This is a genomic window from Aureivirga sp. CE67, assembly GCF_015767245.1.
Classification (GTDB): Bacteria; Bacteroidota; Bacteroidia; order Flavobacteriales; family Flavobacteriaceae; genus Aureivirga.
In genome coordinates, this window is sequence record NZ_JADOTV010000001.1 from 468,168 (window position 1) to 486,860 (window position 18,693).

Annotated in this window: 15 protein-coding genes; 8 read left to right on the forward strand and 7 right to left on the reverse strand. The window is 29.4% G+C overall.

The genetic code is table 11. The features are described 5' to 3' along the window. Nucleotides 1–100 precede the first annotated feature (100 nt). Complete coding sequence (gene secDF, locus I0K12_RS02135; protein ID WP_196885253.1) at nt 101–3,091, reverse strand: protein translocase subunit SecDF; 2,991 nt, start codon at nt 3,089–3,091, stop codon at nt 101–103. Nucleotides 3,092–3,608: 517 nt separating this feature from the next. Between secDF and kdsA the strand changes: the two genes are divergently transcribed. Next, nucleotides 3,609–4,427, forward strand: coding sequence for a 3-deoxy-8-phosphooctulonate synthase (kdsA, locus tag I0K12_RS02140; RefSeq protein ID WP_196885254.1), 819 nt, complete (start codon nt 3,609–3,611; stop codon nt 4,425–4,427). 37 nt (nt 4,428–4,464) lie between these two features. On the opposite strand, the gene I0K12_RS02145 is transcribed toward kdsA, so the two are convergent. Then, complete coding sequence (locus tag I0K12_RS02145; protein ID WP_196885255.1) at nt 4,465–4,920, reverse strand: DUF1572 domain-containing protein; 456 nt, start codon at nt 4,918–4,920, stop codon at nt 4,465–4,467. A gap of 38 nt (nt 4,921–4,958) precedes the next feature. On the opposite strand from I0K12_RS02145, the gene I0K12_RS02150 reads away from it, so the two are divergent. The 3 genes from I0K12_RS02150 (at nt 4,959) to I0K12_RS02160 (ending at nt 9,486) form a co-directional block, all read left to right on the forward strand. Then, complete coding sequence (locus I0K12_RS02150) at nt 4,959–6,986, forward strand: hypothetical protein (RefSeq protein WP_196885256.1); 2,028 nt, start codon at nt 4,959–4,961, stop codon at nt 6,984–6,986. Between the two features lie 48 nt (nt 6,987–7,034). Next, nucleotides 7,035–8,009 (forward strand): M28 family peptidase, encoded by a 975-nt coding sequence (locus I0K12_RS02155; RefSeq protein WP_231372681.1) that lies wholly within the window; start codon nt 7,035–7,037, stop codon nt 8,007–8,009. A 433-nt stretch (nt 8,010–8,442) separates the two neighbouring features. Continuing rightward, nucleotides 8,443–9,486 (forward strand): NAD(P)/FAD-dependent oxidoreductase, encoded by a 1,044-nt coding sequence (locus tag I0K12_RS02160; RefSeq protein ID WP_196885257.1) that lies wholly within the window; start codon nt 8,443–8,445, stop codon nt 9,484–9,486. Nucleotides 9,487–9,526: 40 nt separating this feature from the next. Here I0K12_RS02160 and I0K12_RS02165 read toward each other — a convergent pair whose 3' ends face one another. From I0K12_RS02165 to I0K12_RS02175, 3 genes are all read right to left on the reverse strand, one after another. Beyond that, nucleotides 9,527–10,348 carry a T9SS type A sorting domain-containing protein gene (locus I0K12_RS02165; protein ID WP_196885258.1) on the reverse strand — a complete coding sequence of 274 codons (822 nt, stop codon included), beginning with the start codon at nt 10,346–10,348 and terminating at the stop codon, nt 9,527–9,529. Nucleotides 10,349–10,460: 112 nt separating this feature from the next. Beyond that, nucleotides 10,461–11,270 carry a T9SS type A sorting domain-containing protein gene (locus I0K12_RS02170; protein ID WP_196885259.1) on the reverse strand — a complete coding sequence of 270 codons (810 nt, stop codon included), beginning with the start codon at nt 11,268–11,270 and terminating at the stop codon, nt 10,461–10,463. 130 nt (nt 11,271–11,400) lie between these two features. Continuing rightward, a complete protein-coding gene (locus I0K12_RS02175) occupies nt 11,401–11,787 on the reverse strand; it encodes a DUF983 domain-containing protein (RefSeq protein ID WP_196885260.1) in 387 nt (128 codons plus the stop codon). A 191-nt stretch (nt 11,788–11,978) separates the two neighbouring features. On the opposite strand from I0K12_RS02175, the gene I0K12_RS02180 reads away from it, so the two are divergent. The 3 genes from I0K12_RS02180 to I0K12_RS02190 all read left to right on the forward strand — a co-directional run bounded on the left by I0K12_RS02180 (nt 11,979) and on the right by I0K12_RS02190 (nt 15,697). Continuing rightward, on the forward strand, nt 11,979–13,901 hold the full coding sequence (locus I0K12_RS02180) for an ABC-F family ATP-binding cassette domain-containing protein (protein ID WP_196885261.1): 1,923 nt from the start codon (nt 11,979–11,981) through the stop codon (nt 13,899–13,901). Between the two features lie 17 nt (nt 13,902–13,918). Then, nucleotides 13,919–14,869, forward strand: coding sequence for a 1-aminocyclopropane-1-carboxylate deaminase/D-cysteine desulfhydrase (locus I0K12_RS02185; RefSeq protein WP_196885262.1), 951 nt, complete (start codon nt 13,919–13,921; stop codon nt 14,867–14,869). 69 nt (nt 14,870–14,938) lie between these two features. Next, nucleotides 14,939–15,697 carry a glucosaminidase domain-containing protein gene (locus I0K12_RS02190; protein ID WP_196885263.1) on the forward strand — a complete coding sequence of 253 codons (759 nt, stop codon included), beginning with the start codon at nt 14,939–14,941 and terminating at the stop codon, nt 15,695–15,697. A gap of 46 nt (nt 15,698–15,743) precedes the next feature. Here I0K12_RS02190 and I0K12_RS02195 read toward each other — a convergent pair whose 3' ends face one another. Beyond that, nucleotides 15,744–16,232: a DUF456 domain-containing protein gene (locus I0K12_RS02195; protein WP_196885264.1), complete on the reverse strand. Its 489-nt coding sequence runs from the start codon at nt 16,230–16,232 to the stop codon at nt 15,744–15,746. A 126-nt stretch (nt 16,233–16,358) separates the two neighbouring features. Here I0K12_RS02195 and I0K12_RS02200 point away from each other — a divergent pair, with 126 nt between their 5' ends. Beyond that, on the forward strand, nt 16,359–16,847 hold the full coding sequence (locus I0K12_RS02200; protein WP_196885265.1) for a hypothetical protein: 489 nt from the start codon (nt 16,359–16,361) through the stop codon (nt 16,845–16,847). A 59-nt stretch (nt 16,848–16,906) separates the two neighbouring features. On the opposite strand, the gene I0K12_RS02205 is transcribed toward I0K12_RS02200, so the two are convergent. Then, a complete protein-coding gene (locus I0K12_RS02205; protein ID WP_196885266.1) occupies nt 16,907–18,583 on the reverse strand; it encodes a formate--tetrahydrofolate ligase in 1,677 nt (558 codons plus the stop codon). Nucleotides 18,584–18,693: the final 110 nt, after the last annotated feature.

The window sequence follows — 18,693 nt, forward strand, 5'->3', positions numbered from 1 at the left end:
CCTAATTAGTAATTTAGTTGTGTGTGTTGTTGTTTTTTAAAAAAAATAAAAACCGTTTTGATCGAAATCAAAACGGTTTTGCAAATATAGTTATTTGATTTTATTTTTCTTCGTTCTTTTCTTTTTTAGTTGTATCGAACATTACTGGTGTTGCAACAAATAAAGAAGAATAAGTACCTGTGATAACCCCTACGATAAGAGCAAACATGAATCCTTTAATAGAATCTCCTCCAAATAAGAAGATAGCTAATAATACGATTAATGTTGTGATAGAAGTATTAATTGTTCTTCCTAAAGTACTACTTAATGCTTTGTTTACTGTAGTTGGGAAGTTCCAATTGTTATCTAATTTAGAGAACTCTCTAATTCTATCGAAAATTACCACGGTATCATTGATCGAGTATCCAACTACTGTTAATACAGCTGCAATGAATGATTCATCAACTTCTAAATCGAATGGTAAGAATTTGTATAAGATAGAGAACACAGATAATACGATTAATACATCGTGTACTACTGCTACGATTGCTCCAGCAGAGTATGATACTTTCTTGAATCGGATAAAGATGTATAAGAAAATTACGATGATTGATCCTAAAATAGCCCATTTAGCAGCAGTTTTAATATCATCTGCAATTGATGGCTCTACTTTGATAGAACTCATAATACCATCAGTTTGTCCTTCATATCCACCTTTAAATTGGTCAAAAGTCATTCCTTCTGGTAAGAAAGATTTTAATCCATCATATAATAATTCTTGTACTTTATTATCAACTTCTGGTCCGTTTTCTTCAATCATGAAGTTTGTAGTAATCTTTAACTGATCTGGTGTTCCATAAGTTTTAACCTCTGGAGCTCCATTAAACTCATCTTGTAAAGCTTCAGCAACTTCTGTTGCACTTACAACTTTATCAAACTTCACAGTGTAAGAACGTCCTCCGTCAAAATCAACTCCGTATTTTAATCCTTGAGTAGATAAAGAAACAATTCCAGCAATAATAATAACTGAAGAAATTACATAAGCAATCTTACGTTTCTTTAAGAAATCAATATCGATATTTTTGAACCATCCTTTTGTCATACTAGTAACAAATTCTAATGGCTTGTTCTTCACAACATTTCCATCAACTAATAATCTTGTAATAAAGATTGCAGTGAATAATGAAGTTAAAATACCTACAATTAATGTATAAGCGAATCCTTTTACAGGTCCAGTTCCAAATGAATATAAGATAAATCCAGTTAATAATGTAGTAACGTTCGCATCTAAAATTGAAGATAAAGCTCCATTAAATCCGTCTTTTACAGCATCATTAAATGTTTTACCTCCATTTAATTCTTCTTTAATTCGTTCGAAAATCAGTACGTTCGCATCCACCGACATACCAATTGTCAAAATAATACCCGCAATTCCAGGTAATGTTAATACAGCTCCAAATGCTGTTAATACACCAAAGATAAATAAGATGTTTACTGCTAATGCGATATCAGCATAAACTCCTGCTTTTCCGTAGTATACAATCATCCAAACTAATACTAAAGCTAATGCTAATAAGAATGAGTTTACAGAAGCATCAATTGCTTTTTGACCTAAAGATGGTCCAACAACTTCTGATTGGATAATATGAGCAGCAGCAGGTAATTTACCAGCTTTTAATACGTTTGCTAAATCTTGTGCTTCCGTAATTGTAAAGTTTCCTGTAATAGCAGTACTACCTCCTGTAATTGCATCGTTAATTCTTGGTGCAGTGTAAACATAATTATCAAGAACAACTGCTACGAAATTTCCAACATTTTGTCCTGTTAATTTTGCCCACTCTTTTGTACCTCTAGAGTTCATTGTCATACTTACTTGAGGATTTGCTCCAAATTGGTCAAATTGTTGGTAAGCATCATCAATTACATCTCCTTCAAGTGGTGCTTTATCTTCTCTATTTGACTTGATAGCATATAAAGTAATATTGTCTGAGTCTTTATTAGGTTTTGCATCCCATAAAAACTTCACATATCTCATGTTTGCAGGTAATAAAGCTCTTACTTGTCTCTCTTTAAAGAACTTGTTTACTTTTGCAGTATCCGAAATTTTTGCATAACCAACTACAGAAGAAACTTGGTTTGCTCCTTGTGGAATGTTTGGTAATAAATATGTGAATAAGTTCTTTTGATTATTAACATCTAATGAATCTGAAACTTGTCCTAATAAGTTATCGATATCATCCGTTTTTGTTGAATCTTTAGCAACTTCTGTTTCTTCAGTTGAGTTTCCTTCTTCTTTTGCTTTGATTAACTCAGCAACTTTTGTGTTTGCAGCAAAAAAGAATTGAGACATTTCAGCATTTGTATATACTTCCCAGAATTGTAATTCTGCTGTACTTTGTAATAATACTTTAACACGTTCAATATCTTTCGCTCCTGGTAATTCGATTTGAATTCTTCCTGACTTACCAATTCTTTGAATATCTGGTTGTGTAACTCCAAATTTATCAATTCTTGATCTTAATACTTGGAAAGCAGTACTAATAGATGCAGAAACTTCTCCTTCGATGATAGGCTCTACTTCAGTATTTGACATTTTGAAGTTAATTCTATCTCTCAATTGTTTGTTTCCAAAAATAGAAGGATCGCTTAATTTTACAGAACCTTTACTAGTTTCTTCGAAAGCTTTGAAGAATAAGTTTAAATAAGTGTCATCACTTGATTTTTGAGCCTCATCTGCTTTTGCTAAAGCTTGTAAGAAAGCTTCATTTTTTGAATCATTTGATAATCCTACTAAGATATCTTTTACAGAAACTTGTAAAATAGCGTTGATTCCTCCTTTTAAATCTAATCCTAAGTTGATTGATTTATCCTTAATATCGTTATAAGTAAAAGAAGTAAATCCTAAATCAATTGCAGGTTGGCTTGCAACAGAATCTAAATAAATTCTTTCAAAATTATCTATACTCCTAGCATTTCCATCTACAGCGTGCTCTTTTGCATAAGCTTTCGCTTGATCTTCTATCTTATTCGTAAAAAATGTAAAAGATAACTGGTATAAACTTACTATTCCGAAGAGAATAGCAAATACCTTAATAAGTCCTTTGTTTTGCATCCTTTTATTTTAATTTAAATCTACTTAAATGTTCTAAACGTGCAAATATATAATTTCAAATAGGAAAAGCCAATTTTTTTTAGTTTTTATCTTACAGCTTTAATTATCTGCAAATTATTGAGTTTTATGGTCGATTATTTAATTAATTCCAAATATTTTTAGCAATGTTTAAAAAAACGGTATTATTTTATGATTTTATTCTGAAATGAATATTCTAGTTAGGATAAATTCAAAATGTAACAGTTTTAAGAATTATTAACATAAATCTCAAATACTGATTTTCAAGGATTTTCTAAATTATTTTCTTCATTTTTTTGCATCAAAATCTTCTTTTTCAACTCAAAAAAAGTATAAAACTTCCATTTTTTCTCTTTTTCTTTCTCAAAAATGATTCTTTTCAAAATTTAATTTCTTTAAAAAAACGTATTACAATCCATACTTTTCAACCCAAAACTAAATATCTTCCTCCTTCAAACTACATTAATAAATTTGAGTATTTTTGTAAAAAATTAAAATCATGGATTTAAAGTTAATACCAAATATAAAACACGCTGAATCAGATAATTTCTTTTTACTAGCAGGACCTTGTGCTATTGAAGGAGAAGAAATGGCAATGCGAATTGCAGAACATATTTTAAAAGTTACGGACAAATTAGAGATTCCAACAATTTTCAAAGGAAGTTTCAAAAAAGCAAATCGTTCTAGAATTGACAGTTTTACTGGAATTGGAGATGAGAAAGCTTTAGAGATTTTAAAGAAAGTTGGAGAAAAATTTGGAGTACCAACAGTAACAGATATTCACGAAGCTAGCGATGCTGCTTTTGCTGCACAATATGTGGATGTTCTTCAGATTCCTGCATTTTTAGTTCGTCAAACAGATCTTGTGGTTGCTGCGGCAAAAACAGGAAAAGTGGTGAATTTGAAAAAAGGACAATTTATGAGTCCTGATGCGATGAAACATGCAGTTCAGAAAGTTTTAGATTCTGGAAATACGCAAGTGACCATCACAGACAGAGGAACAATGTTTGGTTATCAAGATATGATTGTAGATTTCAGAGGAATTCCTGAAATGCAAAAATATGCTCCAACTATTTTAGATATCACACATTCATTGCAACAGCCAAATCAGGCTAGTGGAGTAACTGGAGGAAAGCCAGAATTAATCGAAACAATTGCTAGAGCTGGTATTGCTGCTGGAGTTGACGGATTATTCTTAGAAACTCATTTTGATCCTGCAAATGCAAAATCAGATGGAGCAAATATGTTAGACCTTCAACATTTTGAAAAATTAATGACAAACTTAACAGCGATTCGTAAAGTTGTAAAGAGTTTATAAAATATTCTTTCTAACCCTTCTAAAAAGAAGGGTTTTTTTATTTTTTCAATAAAGAAATTTGTCCAAGATGGTAATAAGCATGCTCAATCATTCCTTCAATATTTCTTTGATAATCTCCATATTCTTTTTTAAAAAATGGTTTTGAAAGTTTTTCTTCTTCAAGATTTTCAACAAATACAGCAAATTTTTCTGCATTTTTAATCAAATCATTTTTTAATAAGTTCCAATCTTCTTCAGAATTTACAGGAATCATATCAAAACTATTTTTATCTGAAATCTCTAGTTTTCCTGTTTCAAAAAAGTAATTAATTCCAGAGATGTAATAATTCACATGGAAAGTTAAAATCGCAATTGAATTTAAATTTTCAACTTTCTTAATTGCTTGTTTCCAATCAATATCTTTTAAAGTTTCTTGATAATTTGTATTGGCAATCCATTTTCCATTTAGTAAAACTTCTCTAAACCTATCAGCTAATTTTTTAGAATTTGTCATGAATATTTTTTAAAATTGTTTGCTCAAAAATAAATAATATGAAAATAAAACTACTCTTATTCAGCTTAATACTTCAAAGCTGTTTCCTTTTCGCTCAAACAAAGAAAAAATATCCAAAAGTAGAAAAGCGATTTTCTCATGTAATGAAAACGTATAATCTTGAGAATGAAAAACCAATAATACATTTTTCTTTTTATGATTTAGATACTTTTTCCATAGAACTTTATGAATTAAATTCTGAAGAACTACCTTTTTTCAGAGATTTAAAAAGATACAACTATCGACAAAATGGTTATTATAAAAATGGTATGGGAGAATCGAAAAGTGAACAAAAGGAATTGGAGTTTATTCAAAAAATGGAACCTGTAGAAGTTTATCAACTAAATACTACTCAAAAAAAAGAATTAGAATTTGAGTTGCCTAAGTTGAAAAAAGGAAATTATCTTTTAGTTTTTTATGAAGGAACAAAAAGAGAAAATATCGGTTTAGAATTAATTACTGTTGATGATTACGAAATAGTAAAAGGTAGATATCATAATAATTATTTTATTCAATTCATACAAAATCAAAAATTATTAAAAAACACTTCTGTCGAATTTTCAGATAAGAATAATTTAGTTTCTCATAAAAATAAAACAAATGAATTTGGTCAAATATTCTATAAGGATTTATTAAAAGAAAAAGTTGTAATCAACAAATTAGATACAATAAATACTAAGTTTAATGAAGGATCTGATAGATATAGTAATGTAGGAGAAGAACATTCTGAAACAATGAGTGTATTCTTTTTTGAAAAAGAAGTATTTCAACCAAAAGATACTTTACGCTTTAAGGCAATCCTTTTTGAAAAATTTAAAAGAAATATTACTCCTATTCAAAATAAAGAATTGGAAGTAAAAATTAGTGGTTCTTGTAGTTCAGCTTTTAACGGTAAAAGATCTCAAAAATTGACCACAAATGAAAAAGGAATTATAGAAGGGTATTTTATCATTCCTGAAACAGAAGGAGAATTTTATGTTTACATAAAGAGCGAAGGAATTCGGAATCAAATGCCAAATCTTGTAGTGAGAGATAAAGAGTCTGAAAAAAAATATAAAATTGAACAAGAAAATCGTAAAAAAGAACTAGAAAAAGATATTGAAGTTTTAAGAATTGATGTTGAAAAAAGAATTGACAGGCAAGATGAATTAAAATTAAGTTTTAGAAATGAAGTTATAGAAACTAAAATTTCTTTAGATGGGACTTTAAAAATCTTTGAATTAGATAGATCTGAGCGAATTGATACACTTTTAGAATATGACTATTTTATGGGTGAAGAATCTCCTGTTTTTAAAAGATATTTTCCCAATGAGTATTTTAATAATTATGATGATTACTCTAAATGGGAGTCTGGAAATTTGGTTTTTGAAAAAAAATTAAACACAGAAAAAGAAAAAAGTATTTCTATAAAAAAACATAAAAACTGGAAACTTGGGAAATATAAAATTGTGTTTGAAAATGAAAAAGGCGAAAAAGTATATGAGTATTTTGAAATAGACGATTTCGATTCTGATAAGTTAATTAATGAAAAATTATTTACAATAAGAGCCGAGAATAAAATTTATCATAAAAAAGAAAAGGTCCGTGTTAGATTTGGTTCTTCTTTTAAAAATGTAAAAGTTTTGCTTACAGAAGTTCAAAATGGAAAAGTGATAAAACAAGAATTAATTCCTTTAAATCAAAACACAAAATATTTAGACTTTAAAGATTTAGAAAAAAGTGAAAATGTACATATTCACTACCAAGTTTTTAAAGAAAGTGAATACCTTTCTGGAAGTTTAAAAATCAATCTTTTTAAAGACGACTACTATTATTTTGGTAAAAATGGAGAAAATAAAATTGTATTTAAAAAAAGTATTTTTGATTTTCTTCAGCAAATAGACGATTTTTCAAATTATCCAATTTTTACTAAATATTATATAATCAACGATGATGAAATTTATAGAACAGATTTTATAGAATCTTTAAGTGAAAAGATTACGGAAATGTATGGTAGAGGAAAGGTTTATAAAATCATAAAACATTAATTTTTTCGTTTTTGTAACAAATCATAAGAATAGAAGTCTGATTTAAAAATGAAATTAATTATTACGATGAAAAATATTAAAAGAAAATTATGGGTTTCTTTGGCTGCTCTAGTACTTACGGGAAGTGTCTTTGCGCAAGTATCTAAAAAAGACCAAAAAATTCTGAACAAAATAGTAACAGTACCTTATGTAACAGAACGAGTTTCTACTTTAGCTTCTGATGAAATGGAAGGAAGAAAAATTGGAACAGAAGGAGTTGAAAAAGCTGCGAATTATATTGAGAAAAACTTCAAAAAAATTGGTTTAAAACCTTTTGAAAACAAATCTTATCGTCAGAAATTTGTTACCAATGATATTCCAATGGAAAATGTTATTGGAATTTTAGAAGGAAAATCTAAGAAAGACGAATATGTGATTTATTCTGCGCATTATGATCATATTGGTTATTCTGGAGGAACAGAAAAAGAACACATCGCAAATGGTGCTGATGATAATGCTTCTGGAGTAACGGCTTTATTTGCTTTGGCAAAATATTTTAAGAAAGTTGGAAATGAAAGAACAATTATTTTCATCGCTTTTTCTGGGGAAGAATCTGGACTTTTAGGTTCAAAACATTATGCTACTACAATTGATCCAGCGAAAATCGTAGCTGGAATTAATATTGAAATGATTGGAAAAGTTTTTAACGAAGGAGAAAAAAATGCTTTCTTAACAGGTTTTGATCGTTCAAGTTTAGGAACTTTAATTCAAGAAAATTTAGAAGGAACGGATTATAAATTAATTCCAGATCCTTATACAAAATTCAAATTATTTTATCGTTCGGACAATGCTCCTTTAGCAAAATTAGGTGTGCCTGCACATACTTTTTCTTCGGATGCAATTGACAAAGACAAACATTACCACCAAGTAACAGATGAAGTAGAAACTTTAAACATGGAAAATTTGGTAGATATGATAAAACTTATTGCTCTTGGAACACAAGATATCGTGAACGGAAAAGACACACCTTCTAGAGTAAAATAAAAATTTAATTTTGGGTCGATAAACTCCTTTCTTTCCTTTTTGGGAGAAAGGAGTTTTTTTATTGGTTATTTTGTAATAAAAATGTTTACCGGAACTTTATCGACCTATTTTTAAAATTGTAAAAATCAAGAATTTTGAAAAAAAATAGACGAAAAACTGTCTGAGCAAAGCGAGTTTTTTTCGTCTTTTTCAAAATTCTTGATTTTTGATTTTAAAAATAAAGTCTTGATTTTTTTGATTCGTTTTTTTATCAAGAAAAAAATGAATATAAAATGTGAATAGGATGTGGAAATTTTGTTAGAAATAGACAATCTTAACTTTAGCATAGAATTATGCTAAATTAATATTTCCTTTCTAAGAAATTGAAACAGATTTATTTTAAAATATAACAAATGTTATAGTTATTTCTCTTTTTGCTGTTTACCTTTGCAATATGAAAGTAGATTATATTATTGTTGGTTTAGGTTTGGCAGGACTAGCTTTTGCTGAGCAATTAAGAGAGCATGGTAAAACATTTGTTGTTTTTGAAGATAATTCTCAAACGTCTTCTAATGTTGCAGGAGGAATGTATAATCCTGTTATTTTAAAAAGGTTTACACCAGTTTGGAATGCTGTTTCGCAATTGGATATTGCAATGCCTTTTTATAAAAAACTGGAAGAAAAATTTAATTCTCAATACGATTATCCTGTTGCAATACAGAGAAGTTTTAAATCTATTGAAGAACAAAATAATTGGTTTGCCACTTGTGATCATCCAGCACTTTCAGAATTTATGATTCCTAAAGTTTTTCCTAATGATAATGAAGCTGTAAATGCTCCGTTCGGTTTTGGAAAATTGCAACATACAGGAAGAGTTTACACAAAGAAACTATTAAACGATTATAAATCTTACCTGAAAGAATCAGACAGTATTCGAGAAGAGTCTTTTGATTATGAGAAATTAGTTTTCACTGATGAAAAGGTAAAATATAATGACATCATAGCTTCCAAAGTTGTTTTTTGTGAAGGATTTGGTTTAAAACAAAATCCGTTTTTCAATTACCTTCCAATGCAAGAAGCCAAAGGAGAATTAATAACTATCAAAGCTCTAGATTTAAATATTGATTATTTATTAAAATCAGCTGTTTTTGTACTGCCACTTGGAGATGATTTATATAAAGTTGGAGCAACTTTCAACTGGAAAGACAAAACCTTAGAACCAAGCGAAGAAGGAAGAAAAGAATTGGTAGAAAAATTAGAAACTGTAATTAATGTTCCTTTTGAGATTATAGATCAAACAGCAGGAATTCGTCCTACAGTAAAAGATAGAAGACCTTTGGTAGGAATGCATCCACAATACAAAGCTCTCGCTGTTTTAAATGGTTTAGGAACTCGTGGTGTAATGATTGCTCCAACAGCAGCAAAAATGCTTTTTGAACTTTTAGAAGAAAATAAAGAAATCGATCAAGAATATTCTATTGAAAGATTTGAAAAATAAAAAAAGGGAACTGATTTAGTTCCCTTTTCTATTTTTATCACTAGTTTTTGATAAATTTCTTTCTCATTATTTTCCCATCAATTTCTGCTTCTATAAAATACATTCCATTTGTTAAATCTGAAATAATTATAGAAGAAGTGTTTTCTTTAATTTCTTTTACAACATTTCCTCTTATCGAAATTATTTTTAAGCTTTCAATCTCTTGGTTTACGTTTGATTTAATATTCAGAATATTATTTGATGGATTTGGGAATATTGAGAATAAATTTTCTTTACTAAAAGAATCAATATCTAATTTCACTCCTCCTTCTTGATAACCATATTCTGTTAAACCATCTTTAATTCCATCTATAAAACTAAAAGCTTCTGTTTGATCTGTTTCTTCATTATATGCTACGATACCTTCTCCAGGATTTTCAGGATCAGGAACAAAAAGAAAAAAAGTTGGAATCCCAGTAATTTGATAAGTATTATAAAGTAAACTTATTGTAGTTTGATTATCTCCTATACTTTTTGCACAAGTAGGATATGACAAACCTAATTCCTCATCCCAATTTGAAACTGTCTCGCAATCAGCTGGTGATTGATCATTTTTTTGCGTTAAAATTCCAAGAAAAATAACATCTTCTTGATTCTCTCCATATAATTCATATAAATCTTGAAAATATGGTGCTTTAATTTTACACGGATAACACCATTCAGCTCCAATTTCAACTACTACAGATTTACCTTCAGCTAATAATTCATGTAAATTATACGTTTGTTCATGGCAATCCTCAAGAGTCCAATTTGGAACGTTACTTTGTGAAAATGAAAAAAAAGCTATCGATAAACAAAAGATAAATAGTATTTTTTTAATCATAATGTAAATTTTTAAGGTTAATTTTCACAAATTAATAAATTTATATTTCATTTAAAATACTTTTATATAATTTAAAATAAATCTAATTATGAATAATATAAATATTTAACATTTAATCTTTTAAAAACCTAAATTTAGCTAACCCATTCTTATGTTTAATTTCAATAAAATAAACTCCTGAAGATAATTCTCCAATGTTTATTGATTTAACCTCATTTTTAATAGATTTGAGAACTTCTCCTCTAACAGAAAAAATAGAAATTGATTCAATTTCAACAGAAGCACCTGATTCTATAAAGATTTTTTCATTAGCTGGATTTGGGAATATTAAAAATTCATCTTCCAATGAAAAACTTTCTGTATTCAGATTTCCTTCTTCTTTTTCATATCCATTATTTAATAAAGCTGTTTTGATTCCATTATAATATCCCATACTGCTAGTATTATCATCATAAATCACAATTCCTTTTGTTGGATCATTTGGGTCTGGCATAAAAGCAATAAAATATGGAATTCCGTAAACTTCATAAATATCAGCAATTTCCATCATGATATTTGCATTGTTTCCAATTCCTGCAGGAAGTGTTGGATATGTTAGATTGAATTGCTCATCCCATTCGTGAACTGTTTCACAACTTGCAAGATTATAGCTATTATCTTCAAACATTAATCCAAAAAATAAAACATCAAATTGATTTTGTCCAAAATACTCATATAAATCCTGAATTCCTTGTGTCGCAGATTGACATGGTCCACACCATTGCGAACCTAAATCTAAAACAATTGCTTTTCCTTCTGAAAATAACTCACTGAAAGTATATTCGTTTCCATCACAATCTTCCATAGTAAAGTTTGGTGGAGCTTGACTAAAAATTAAAAATGAATTTAAAAATAGCGTAAGTAAAAGTAATTTTTTCTTCATAAAAAAAAGTTTTGATAAAGTGTTATTTAATTTAATAAGTTGTGGCTAAATTAAATTTTACACTTCTACAAAACCAATTAATTATCAATACTTTACAAAAACAATAGAAATGTTAAAATAGTATAGGTTTTTACTTTTTAGGACCTCTTCTAGTTGGATTATATTTCACGAAAATATTAATCCAAATCAATCTTGATAATCTTAAATTTAATGGCATAGACACCACCAATGCTACAACTATTGCATAAAAACACTGAAGTAAAGTAAGATCAACCATAAATTTTCCGATTACGAAAGCTGCTACTCCAATGGCTACAGTTAATCCATAATTAACATACATCGCTCCGTAGAAAAAAGATGGTTCAATCATGTATTTCAGACCACAGTTACTACAAGTATCATTTGTCTTTAAAATCTTCTTCGGATTCAAAGTCAAATTATACGCAAAGAAATCACCTTCTTGACATCGTGGACATTTATTTTTGAAAATACTATAAAAAATAGATCCTTTTTTCATCTTTTTCTGCTTGGTTTAGTTATGGTTTTTGTAGTAAAATAGAAAGAATTATTCTATTTGTTTCATTTCATTACTGAAAATAAAATAATAGTTTTGCAAAGTTAAGCTTTTATTTACAGAGCTGCTTTTAACATTCTCAGAAAAATCTGTGAAAACAAACAAAAATCAGTTCTAAATCAAATTACAAATTCATGGTTAATATACATAACGTAACAGTTACTTTTGGAGGAGAAGATTTATTTTCAGGAATCACTTTTAAACTTAGTGCAGGAAATAGAGTTGGACTTGTTGGAAAAAATGGAGCAGGAAAATCTACTTTATTAAAAGTTTTGGCAAAAGATATTGAACACGATGGTGGAACAATGGCTTTTGATAAAGATGTGAAAATCGGTTTTCTTCGTCAGGATATTGATTTTGTAAAAGGAAGAACGATTTTAGAAGAAGCGTACCAAGCTTTTACAGAAATCAAAGAACTAGAAAAACAGTTAGATGCTATTAATAATGAATTAGTTTCAAGAACAGATTATGAAAGTGAAGCTTACAATGATATCATTGTAAAATTAAACGAAACTACTGCGAGATACGAACTTCTTGGTGGATATAATTATAAAGGAGAAACGGAAAAAATTCTTCAAGGTTTAGGTTTTAAAAGAGAAGATTTCGACAAACTTACAGATACATTTTCTGGAGGTTGGAGAATGCGAATCGAGTTGGCGAAATTACTTTTACAAAAAAACGATATTCTTCTTCTGGATGAGCCAACCAACCACTTAGATATCGAATCGATTATTTGGTTAGAAGGATTTTTGAAAAATTTCCCTGGAGTTGTAGTTTTAGTTTCGCACGATAAAATGTTCTTGGATAATGTTACGAATCGTACAATTGAAATTTCTCTTGGAAGTATTTATGATTACAAAAAACCGTATTCTCAATATTTAGTTTTAAGAAAAGAAATTAGAGATCAGCAGTTAAAAGAGCAAAAAAATCAGGAGAAAGAAATAAAGCAAACAGAACAATTAATCGAGAAATTTAGGGCAAAAGCAAACAAAGCTTCAATGGCGCAATCTCTTATCAAAAAATTAGATAGAGTAGATCGAATTGAAGTAGATGTGGAAGATAATGCTGTGATGAATGTACAGTTTCCACTTTCTAAGCAACCTGGAAAAATTGTCGTTACTGCGGAAAATGTTTCTAAAAATTATGGAGAAAAAAATATTCTTCATGATGTAAACTTGATGATTGAAAGAGGAAGTAAAATTGCTTTTGTTGGACAAAATGGTCAAGGAAAATCTACTTTAGCAAAAATTATTATCGAAGAATTGGAGCATGAAGGAAACATGAAACTTGGACATAATGTGGAAATCGGATATTTTGCGCAAAATCAAGCAGATTATCTAGATGGAGAAAAGACATTATTACAAACCATGGAAGATGCTGCGAATGATAATAACAGAATCAAGGTTCGTGATATGCTTGGTTCTTTCTTATTTAGTGGTGATGATGTAGAGAAAAAAGTAAAAGTGCTTTCTGGAGGAGAAAGAAATCGTTTGGCTTTGTGTAAAATGTTATTAGAACCTTTCAATGTTTTAGTAATGGATGAGCCGACGAACCACTTGGACATTGCTTCTAAAAATGTATTGAAAAAAGCTTTATTAAACTTCGAAGGAACGTTAATTTTAGTTTCACACGATCGTGATTTCTTACAAGGTTTAACTACAAAAGTTTTCGGATTTAAAGACAAAGTAATCAAAGAATATCTTGGTGATATTGATTATTATTTAGAAGAACATAAAATGGAAAATCTTCGTGAAGCGGAAATGAGAACAAAAGTTTCTTCAGAAAAAGATTTAACCAAAAAAGAAGCTTATCAGGCACAAAAAGCTTCGAGTAAAGAAATTAAACAAATCAAAAATAAAATTTCTAAAGCAGAAAAAGAGATTGCAAAACTAGAAACAGAAATTGAAGCGGATGATGCAAACTTAGCCGCAAATTTTGAAGAAGTTTCTGCAAATCCTGATTTCTTCAAAGAATATGAAGCAAAGAAGAAAAAGCTAGAAGATTTGATGGAAGAATGGGAATTATTAGAAGAAAAACTAGCAGAAATAGAAGGATAAACGGATAAAATAGTTGTATGATTTTTTCAGAAGATAAAGAGAGTCGAATTCAGCATATTGAGCTTTCTGAAATAAAAGATAGTGGCGTTTCGTTATATATAAAACGAGAAGATGAATTGCATACGTTTGTTTCTGGAAATAAATTTCGAAAACTGAAATACAACATTTTTGAAGCACAGAAGCAAAACAAAAAAGTTCTTTTGACTTTTGGTGGAGCTTATTCCAATCATATTGCTGCGACAGCTTCTGCTGGAAATCTTTGTGGATTTAAAACTATTGGAATTATTCGTGGAGAAGAATTAGCGAATGATTTGGAAAAAATTTTAGCTACCAATCCAACATTGAAATTTGCTGTAGAAAATGGAATGCAGTTAGAATTTGTTACCAGATCAGCTTATCGAGAAAAAAATACGGATGAATTTATTCAAAAATTAAAAGAGAAATTCGGAGATTTTTATTTAGTTCCAGAAGGAGGTACAAATAATTTGGCTGTAAAAGGCTGTGAAGAAATTTTGACAGAAAAGGATGCTGAGTTTGATTATATCTGTTGTGCAATAGGAACAGGAGGAACTATTTCTGGAATTATTAATTCAACTAAAGAACATCAAAAAGTTTTAGGTTTCCCTGCTCTAAAAGGCGCGTTTTTACAAAACGACATCAAAAAACTTATTAACAATAAAAAAGAAAATTGGCAACTAATTCATAACTATAATTTTGGAGGTTATGGAAAAATTAACAAAGAGTTGATTATTTTTATAAATAATTTTATCTTTCAGACCAATATTCCATTAGACCCAGTTTATACTGGAAAAATGGTTTTTGGTGTTGTAGATTTAATCAAACAGAACTATTTTAAAGAAGGTTCCAAAATTCTTTTAATACATTCTGGAGGGCTTCAAGGAATTGAAGGAATGAATAAGTTATTAACAAAAAAGAACTTACCTCTGATTAATTTTAACCCAAAATAATATTCATTTAAAAGAAACATTACATAGAATAAAAAATTACACAAAACTCAACTTAACCAAACGAAGCTTATGAATTTTAAACAACTATTCTTATCTGCTTTTGCATGCATTTTATTGATCTCTTGTGGCAGTTCCAAAAAAGCTGCTTCCAACTCAACAAATGTTACTAGCAGACCTGAAAAAAGATATACAAACTTGGAATTGACCACTATGTATATTGAAACGTACAGGAAGATTGCAATCGACGAAATGAAAAAGTATGGAGTTCCTGCGAGTATTACCTTAGCACAAGGTATTTTAGAGTCAGGAAGAGGGCAAAGTAAATTAGCTTCAAAATCTAACAATCACTTCGGTGTGAAATGTCATAAAGACTGGAAAGGACCAAAAGTATATCATGATGATGATAGAAAAGGAGAATGTTTTAGGAAATATAAACATCCTAAATATTCTTTCCGTGATCATTCTTTATTTTTAGTAGAAAGAGATCGTTATTCGTTCTTATTCGAATATAAAGTAACGGATTACAAAAGATGGGCAAAAGGTCTTAAAAAAGCTGGTTATGCTACAGATCCAAAATATCCTGCTAAGCTAATTTCTATCATTGAAAAGTATGAATTACATAAATATGATAAAAATGTAAAAGCTACGCATGTAAAGGACAAGAAATTAACTAGCTCTGGAAAAACTCATGTTGTTAAAAAAGGAGATACTTTATATAAAATCTCTCAAAAATATGGAGGTATTAAAGTTGAAGCGATTAAGAAATTAAACAACTTAAAATCGAACAACTTACATATTGGACAAAAATTGAAAATTCCAGCAAAATAAAACATTAAAAAACTCTCCTAATTGGAGAGTTTTTTATTTCTAAATATTAGAAAAATTCAATAATATCTGCTATAAAAAAGTACATATATACAAAGCTTAACACTAGCTTTAATAATGTAGAAAATATAAAACCTACAAAACTCCCCCAAGCAGCTCTTAAAGCTCTTTTATGATCACTCGAATTCTTGATCAACTCTCCTACAAAAGCTCCGATAAAAGGTCCGATTATAACTCCTAGAAAGTTAAAGAAAATCATTCCTACAAATAATCCGATAATACTTCCCCAGACGCCATATTTGGTTCCGCCATATTTTTTTGTACCCAAAGCCGGAATAACATAATCTAAAACCGTAACTACAATTGCTATCAAAGCAGTAATGATTATAAATTTATTTTGGAAAGGAATAAATTCTGTAAAATTCACTAGTAAAAGTCCTACCCAACTCATAATTGGTCCTGGAATTCCTGGAACTATTGCTCCTACGATTCCTAAAACAATAAATATTGAACCAATAACAATCAAAACGATATCCATAATTTTCTTTTACATTTAATTTTTTGATAATTGAAGCACAATATACTTAAATGTTTTTTTAAATTTATAACGTAAGTATTTTCTTTTAAATGAAGGAATAAATGTAATTTTGAAGAAATTTGTATTATGATGAACAAGGAAGGTTATTTTATTCTGTTTTTACTTCTTTTTATCTCCTGTAAGCCTGAGAAAAAAGATTTGAAACAACAAGAGAATGTACAGGAAGAAATTAATATCGATTCGATTATAAAAAATCAGAACATCGACGCTTTTCCTTTGTTTACAGATTGTGAGAACAAGGAAATGTCTTTAGAAGAACAAAAAATGTGTTTTATCAATTATATTTCGCAAAAGATTTATAATTCTTTAAACAGTCAAAATTTTGAATCTGAAAATGCGGTAAATGATACTATTTTTATCAAAATGAAAGTAGATACTTTGGGTAGTTCTCATTTGGTAGATCTGGTTTTAAAAGAACAATTAAAAGAAGAATTTCCAAAAATTGATAGTATCCTGATAGAAACTATTGAACTAATTCCTCCAGCAAAACCAGCAACGGCAAGAGGAACTCCAACTAATTTAGAATTTGAAATTCCGATAATAATTAAAAACTAATAAAAAAATCCGAGCTCTAATGAACTCGGATTTTTTATATAATATATTTTTAAAACTTCTTAAGAAAGTCCAGAGATAACTCCATTGTTATCAATATCCATTCCTTCTGAAGCTGGTACACCTGGTAATCCTGGCATACGCATCATTTTTCCTAAGATTGGAATTACGAAACGAGCTCCTGCTGCAATTTCGATTTCACGAACTGTAACTCTAAATCCTGTTGGTCTTCCAATTAATTTATCGTTATCAGAGAAAGATTTTTGAGTTTTCGCCATACATACAGCAAAATCATTAAATCCTAATCTATCAATTCTCTTTAAGTTTAAGATTGCTTTTGGTTCAAAATCTACACCTTCTGCTCCGTAAATTTCACGAGCAATTGTTTCGATTTTTTCTTTGATTGGACTATTCCAGTCATATAAAGGTTTGAATTCAGAAGCTTTATTTTCCACAACATTTACTACTGCTTCCGCTAATTTCTTCGTTCCTTCTCCTCCTTTTGCCCATCCTTCAGACACTACTGCTTGTACTCCTAAAGAAGCACATTTCTCGATGATGAAGTTTACTTCTTCCTCAGAATCAGAAATGAATGAATTTAATGCAACAACTGGCTCAATGTTAAACTTACGAATGTTCTCGATATGTTTCTCTAAGTTTTTGAATCCTTCTGTTACTCTTTCTACTGATGGTGTGTTGTACTCTTCTTTCTTCGCTCCTCCGTGGTGACGTAGCGCACGAATTGTAGCAACTAATACTACTGCTTTTGGATTTAATCCAGCAGCTTGACATTTGATATCTAAGAATTTCTCTGCTCCTAAATCTGCTCCAAATCCTGCTTCTGTAACAACATAATCAGAAAGAGAAAGTCCCATTTTCGTAGCAATAATAGTGTTTGTTCCTTGTGCAATATTTGCGAAAGGTCCACCGTGGATAATTGCTGGGTTCTTTTCTAAAGTTTGCACTAAGTTTGGCTTAATAGCATCTTTTAATAAGATTGCCATTGCATTTTCAGCTTTTAAATCACGAGCGAAAACCGGTTTTTTATCGAATGTAAATCCAACAAAAATATCTCCTAAACGTTGTTTTAAATCTTCAAAACTAGTAGCCATACAAAGAATTGCCATAACCTCAGAAGCTGGAGTAATATTGAATCCGTCTTCTCTTGGAATTCCATTTGCAGTTCCACCTAAACCGATAGTGATTTGACGTAAAGCACGATCATTCATATCGATTACACGTTTCCAAAGAATTGTTCTTGGATCAATGTTTAAATTGTTTACTTTACTTTGAATATTGTTATCAATTAAAGCAGCTAATAAGTTATTTGCTTTTTCAACAGCATTGAAATCTCCAGTAAAGTGTAAGTTGATATCCTCCATTGGAACAACTTGAGAATGTCCACCTCCGGCAGCACCACCTTTAATACCAAAAACAGGACCTAAAGAAGGCTCACGAAGTACAACTGTAGCTTGCTTTCCAACTTTGTTTAATCCTTCTGTTAATCCAATAGAAACTGTAGTTTTCCCCTCTCCTGCTGGAGTTGGAGTTAAAGCTGTTACTAAGATTAAGTTGTTGTTTTTGATTTTATCTTCATCAATTAAATCTAAAGGAAGTTTCGCTTTGTACTTTCCGTACATTTCGATATTATCTTCTTCAATATTCAATTTTTCGGCTATATTCTTAATGTGCGTCAACTCTGTTTGTTGAGCAATCTCAATATCTGTTAAAAATTCCATTTTCTATAAAATTTAGTATCGCAATTTAATAAATTGAAATTTAGCAAAAAAGACATTTGTCATGGATTCTAGTATTTTTTGTTTTTTAAACGCAAATTGTTTAATAATTT

Coding starts and splice junctions, on each gene's coding strand:
- I0K12_RS02185 (WP_196885262.1), top strand. CDS start 13,919: ATGATTTTTTCAGAAGATAAAGAGAGTCGAATTCAGCATATTGAGCTT.
- I0K12_RS02180 (WP_196885261.1), top strand. CDS start 11,979: ATGGTTAATATACATAACGTAACAGTTACTTTTGGAGGAGAAGATTTA.
- kdsA (WP_196885254.1), top strand. CDS start 3,609: ATGGATTTAAAGTTAATACCAAATATAAAACACGCTGAATCAGATAAT.
- I0K12_RS02195 (WP_196885264.1), bottom strand. CDS start 16,232: ATGGATATCGTTTTGATTGTTATTGGTTCAATATTTATTGTTTTAGGA.
- I0K12_RS02190 (WP_196885263.1), top strand. CDS start 14,939: ATGAATTTTAAACAACTATTCTTATCTGCTTTTGCATGCATTTTATTG.
- secDF (WP_196885253.1), bottom strand. CDS start 3,091: ATGCAAAACAAAGGACTTATTAAGGTATTTGCTATTCTCTTCGGAATA.
- I0K12_RS02170 (WP_196885259.1), bottom strand. CDS start 11,270: ATGAAGAAAAAATTACTTTTACTTACGCTATTTTTAAATTCATTTTTA.
- I0K12_RS02205 (WP_196885266.1), bottom strand. CDS start 18,583: ATGGAATTTTTAACAGATATTGAGATTGCTCAACAAACAGAGTTGACG.
- I0K12_RS02175 (WP_196885260.1), bottom strand. CDS start 11,787: ATGAAAAAAGGATCTATTTTTTATAGTATTTTCAAAAATAAATGTCCA.
- I0K12_RS02165 (WP_196885258.1), bottom strand. CDS start 10,348: ATGATTAAAAAAATACTATTTATCTTTTGTTTATCGATAGCTTTTTTT.
- I0K12_RS02155 (WP_231372681.1), top strand. CDS start 7,035: ATGAAATTAATTATTACGATGAAAAATATTAAAAGAAAATTATGGGTT.
- I0K12_RS02200 (WP_196885265.1), top strand. CDS start 16,359: ATGATGAACAAGGAAGGTTATTTTATTCTGTTTTTACTTCTTTTTATC.
- I0K12_RS02160 (WP_196885257.1), top strand. CDS start 8,443: ATGAAAGTAGATTATATTATTGTTGGTTTAGGTTTGGCAGGACTAGCT.
- I0K12_RS02150 (WP_196885256.1), top strand. CDS start 4,959: ATGAAAATAAAACTACTCTTATTCAGCTTAATACTTCAAAGCTGTTTC.
- I0K12_RS02145 (WP_196885255.1), bottom strand. CDS start 4,920: ATGACAAATTCTAAAAAATTAGCTGATAGGTTTAGAGAAGTTTTACTA.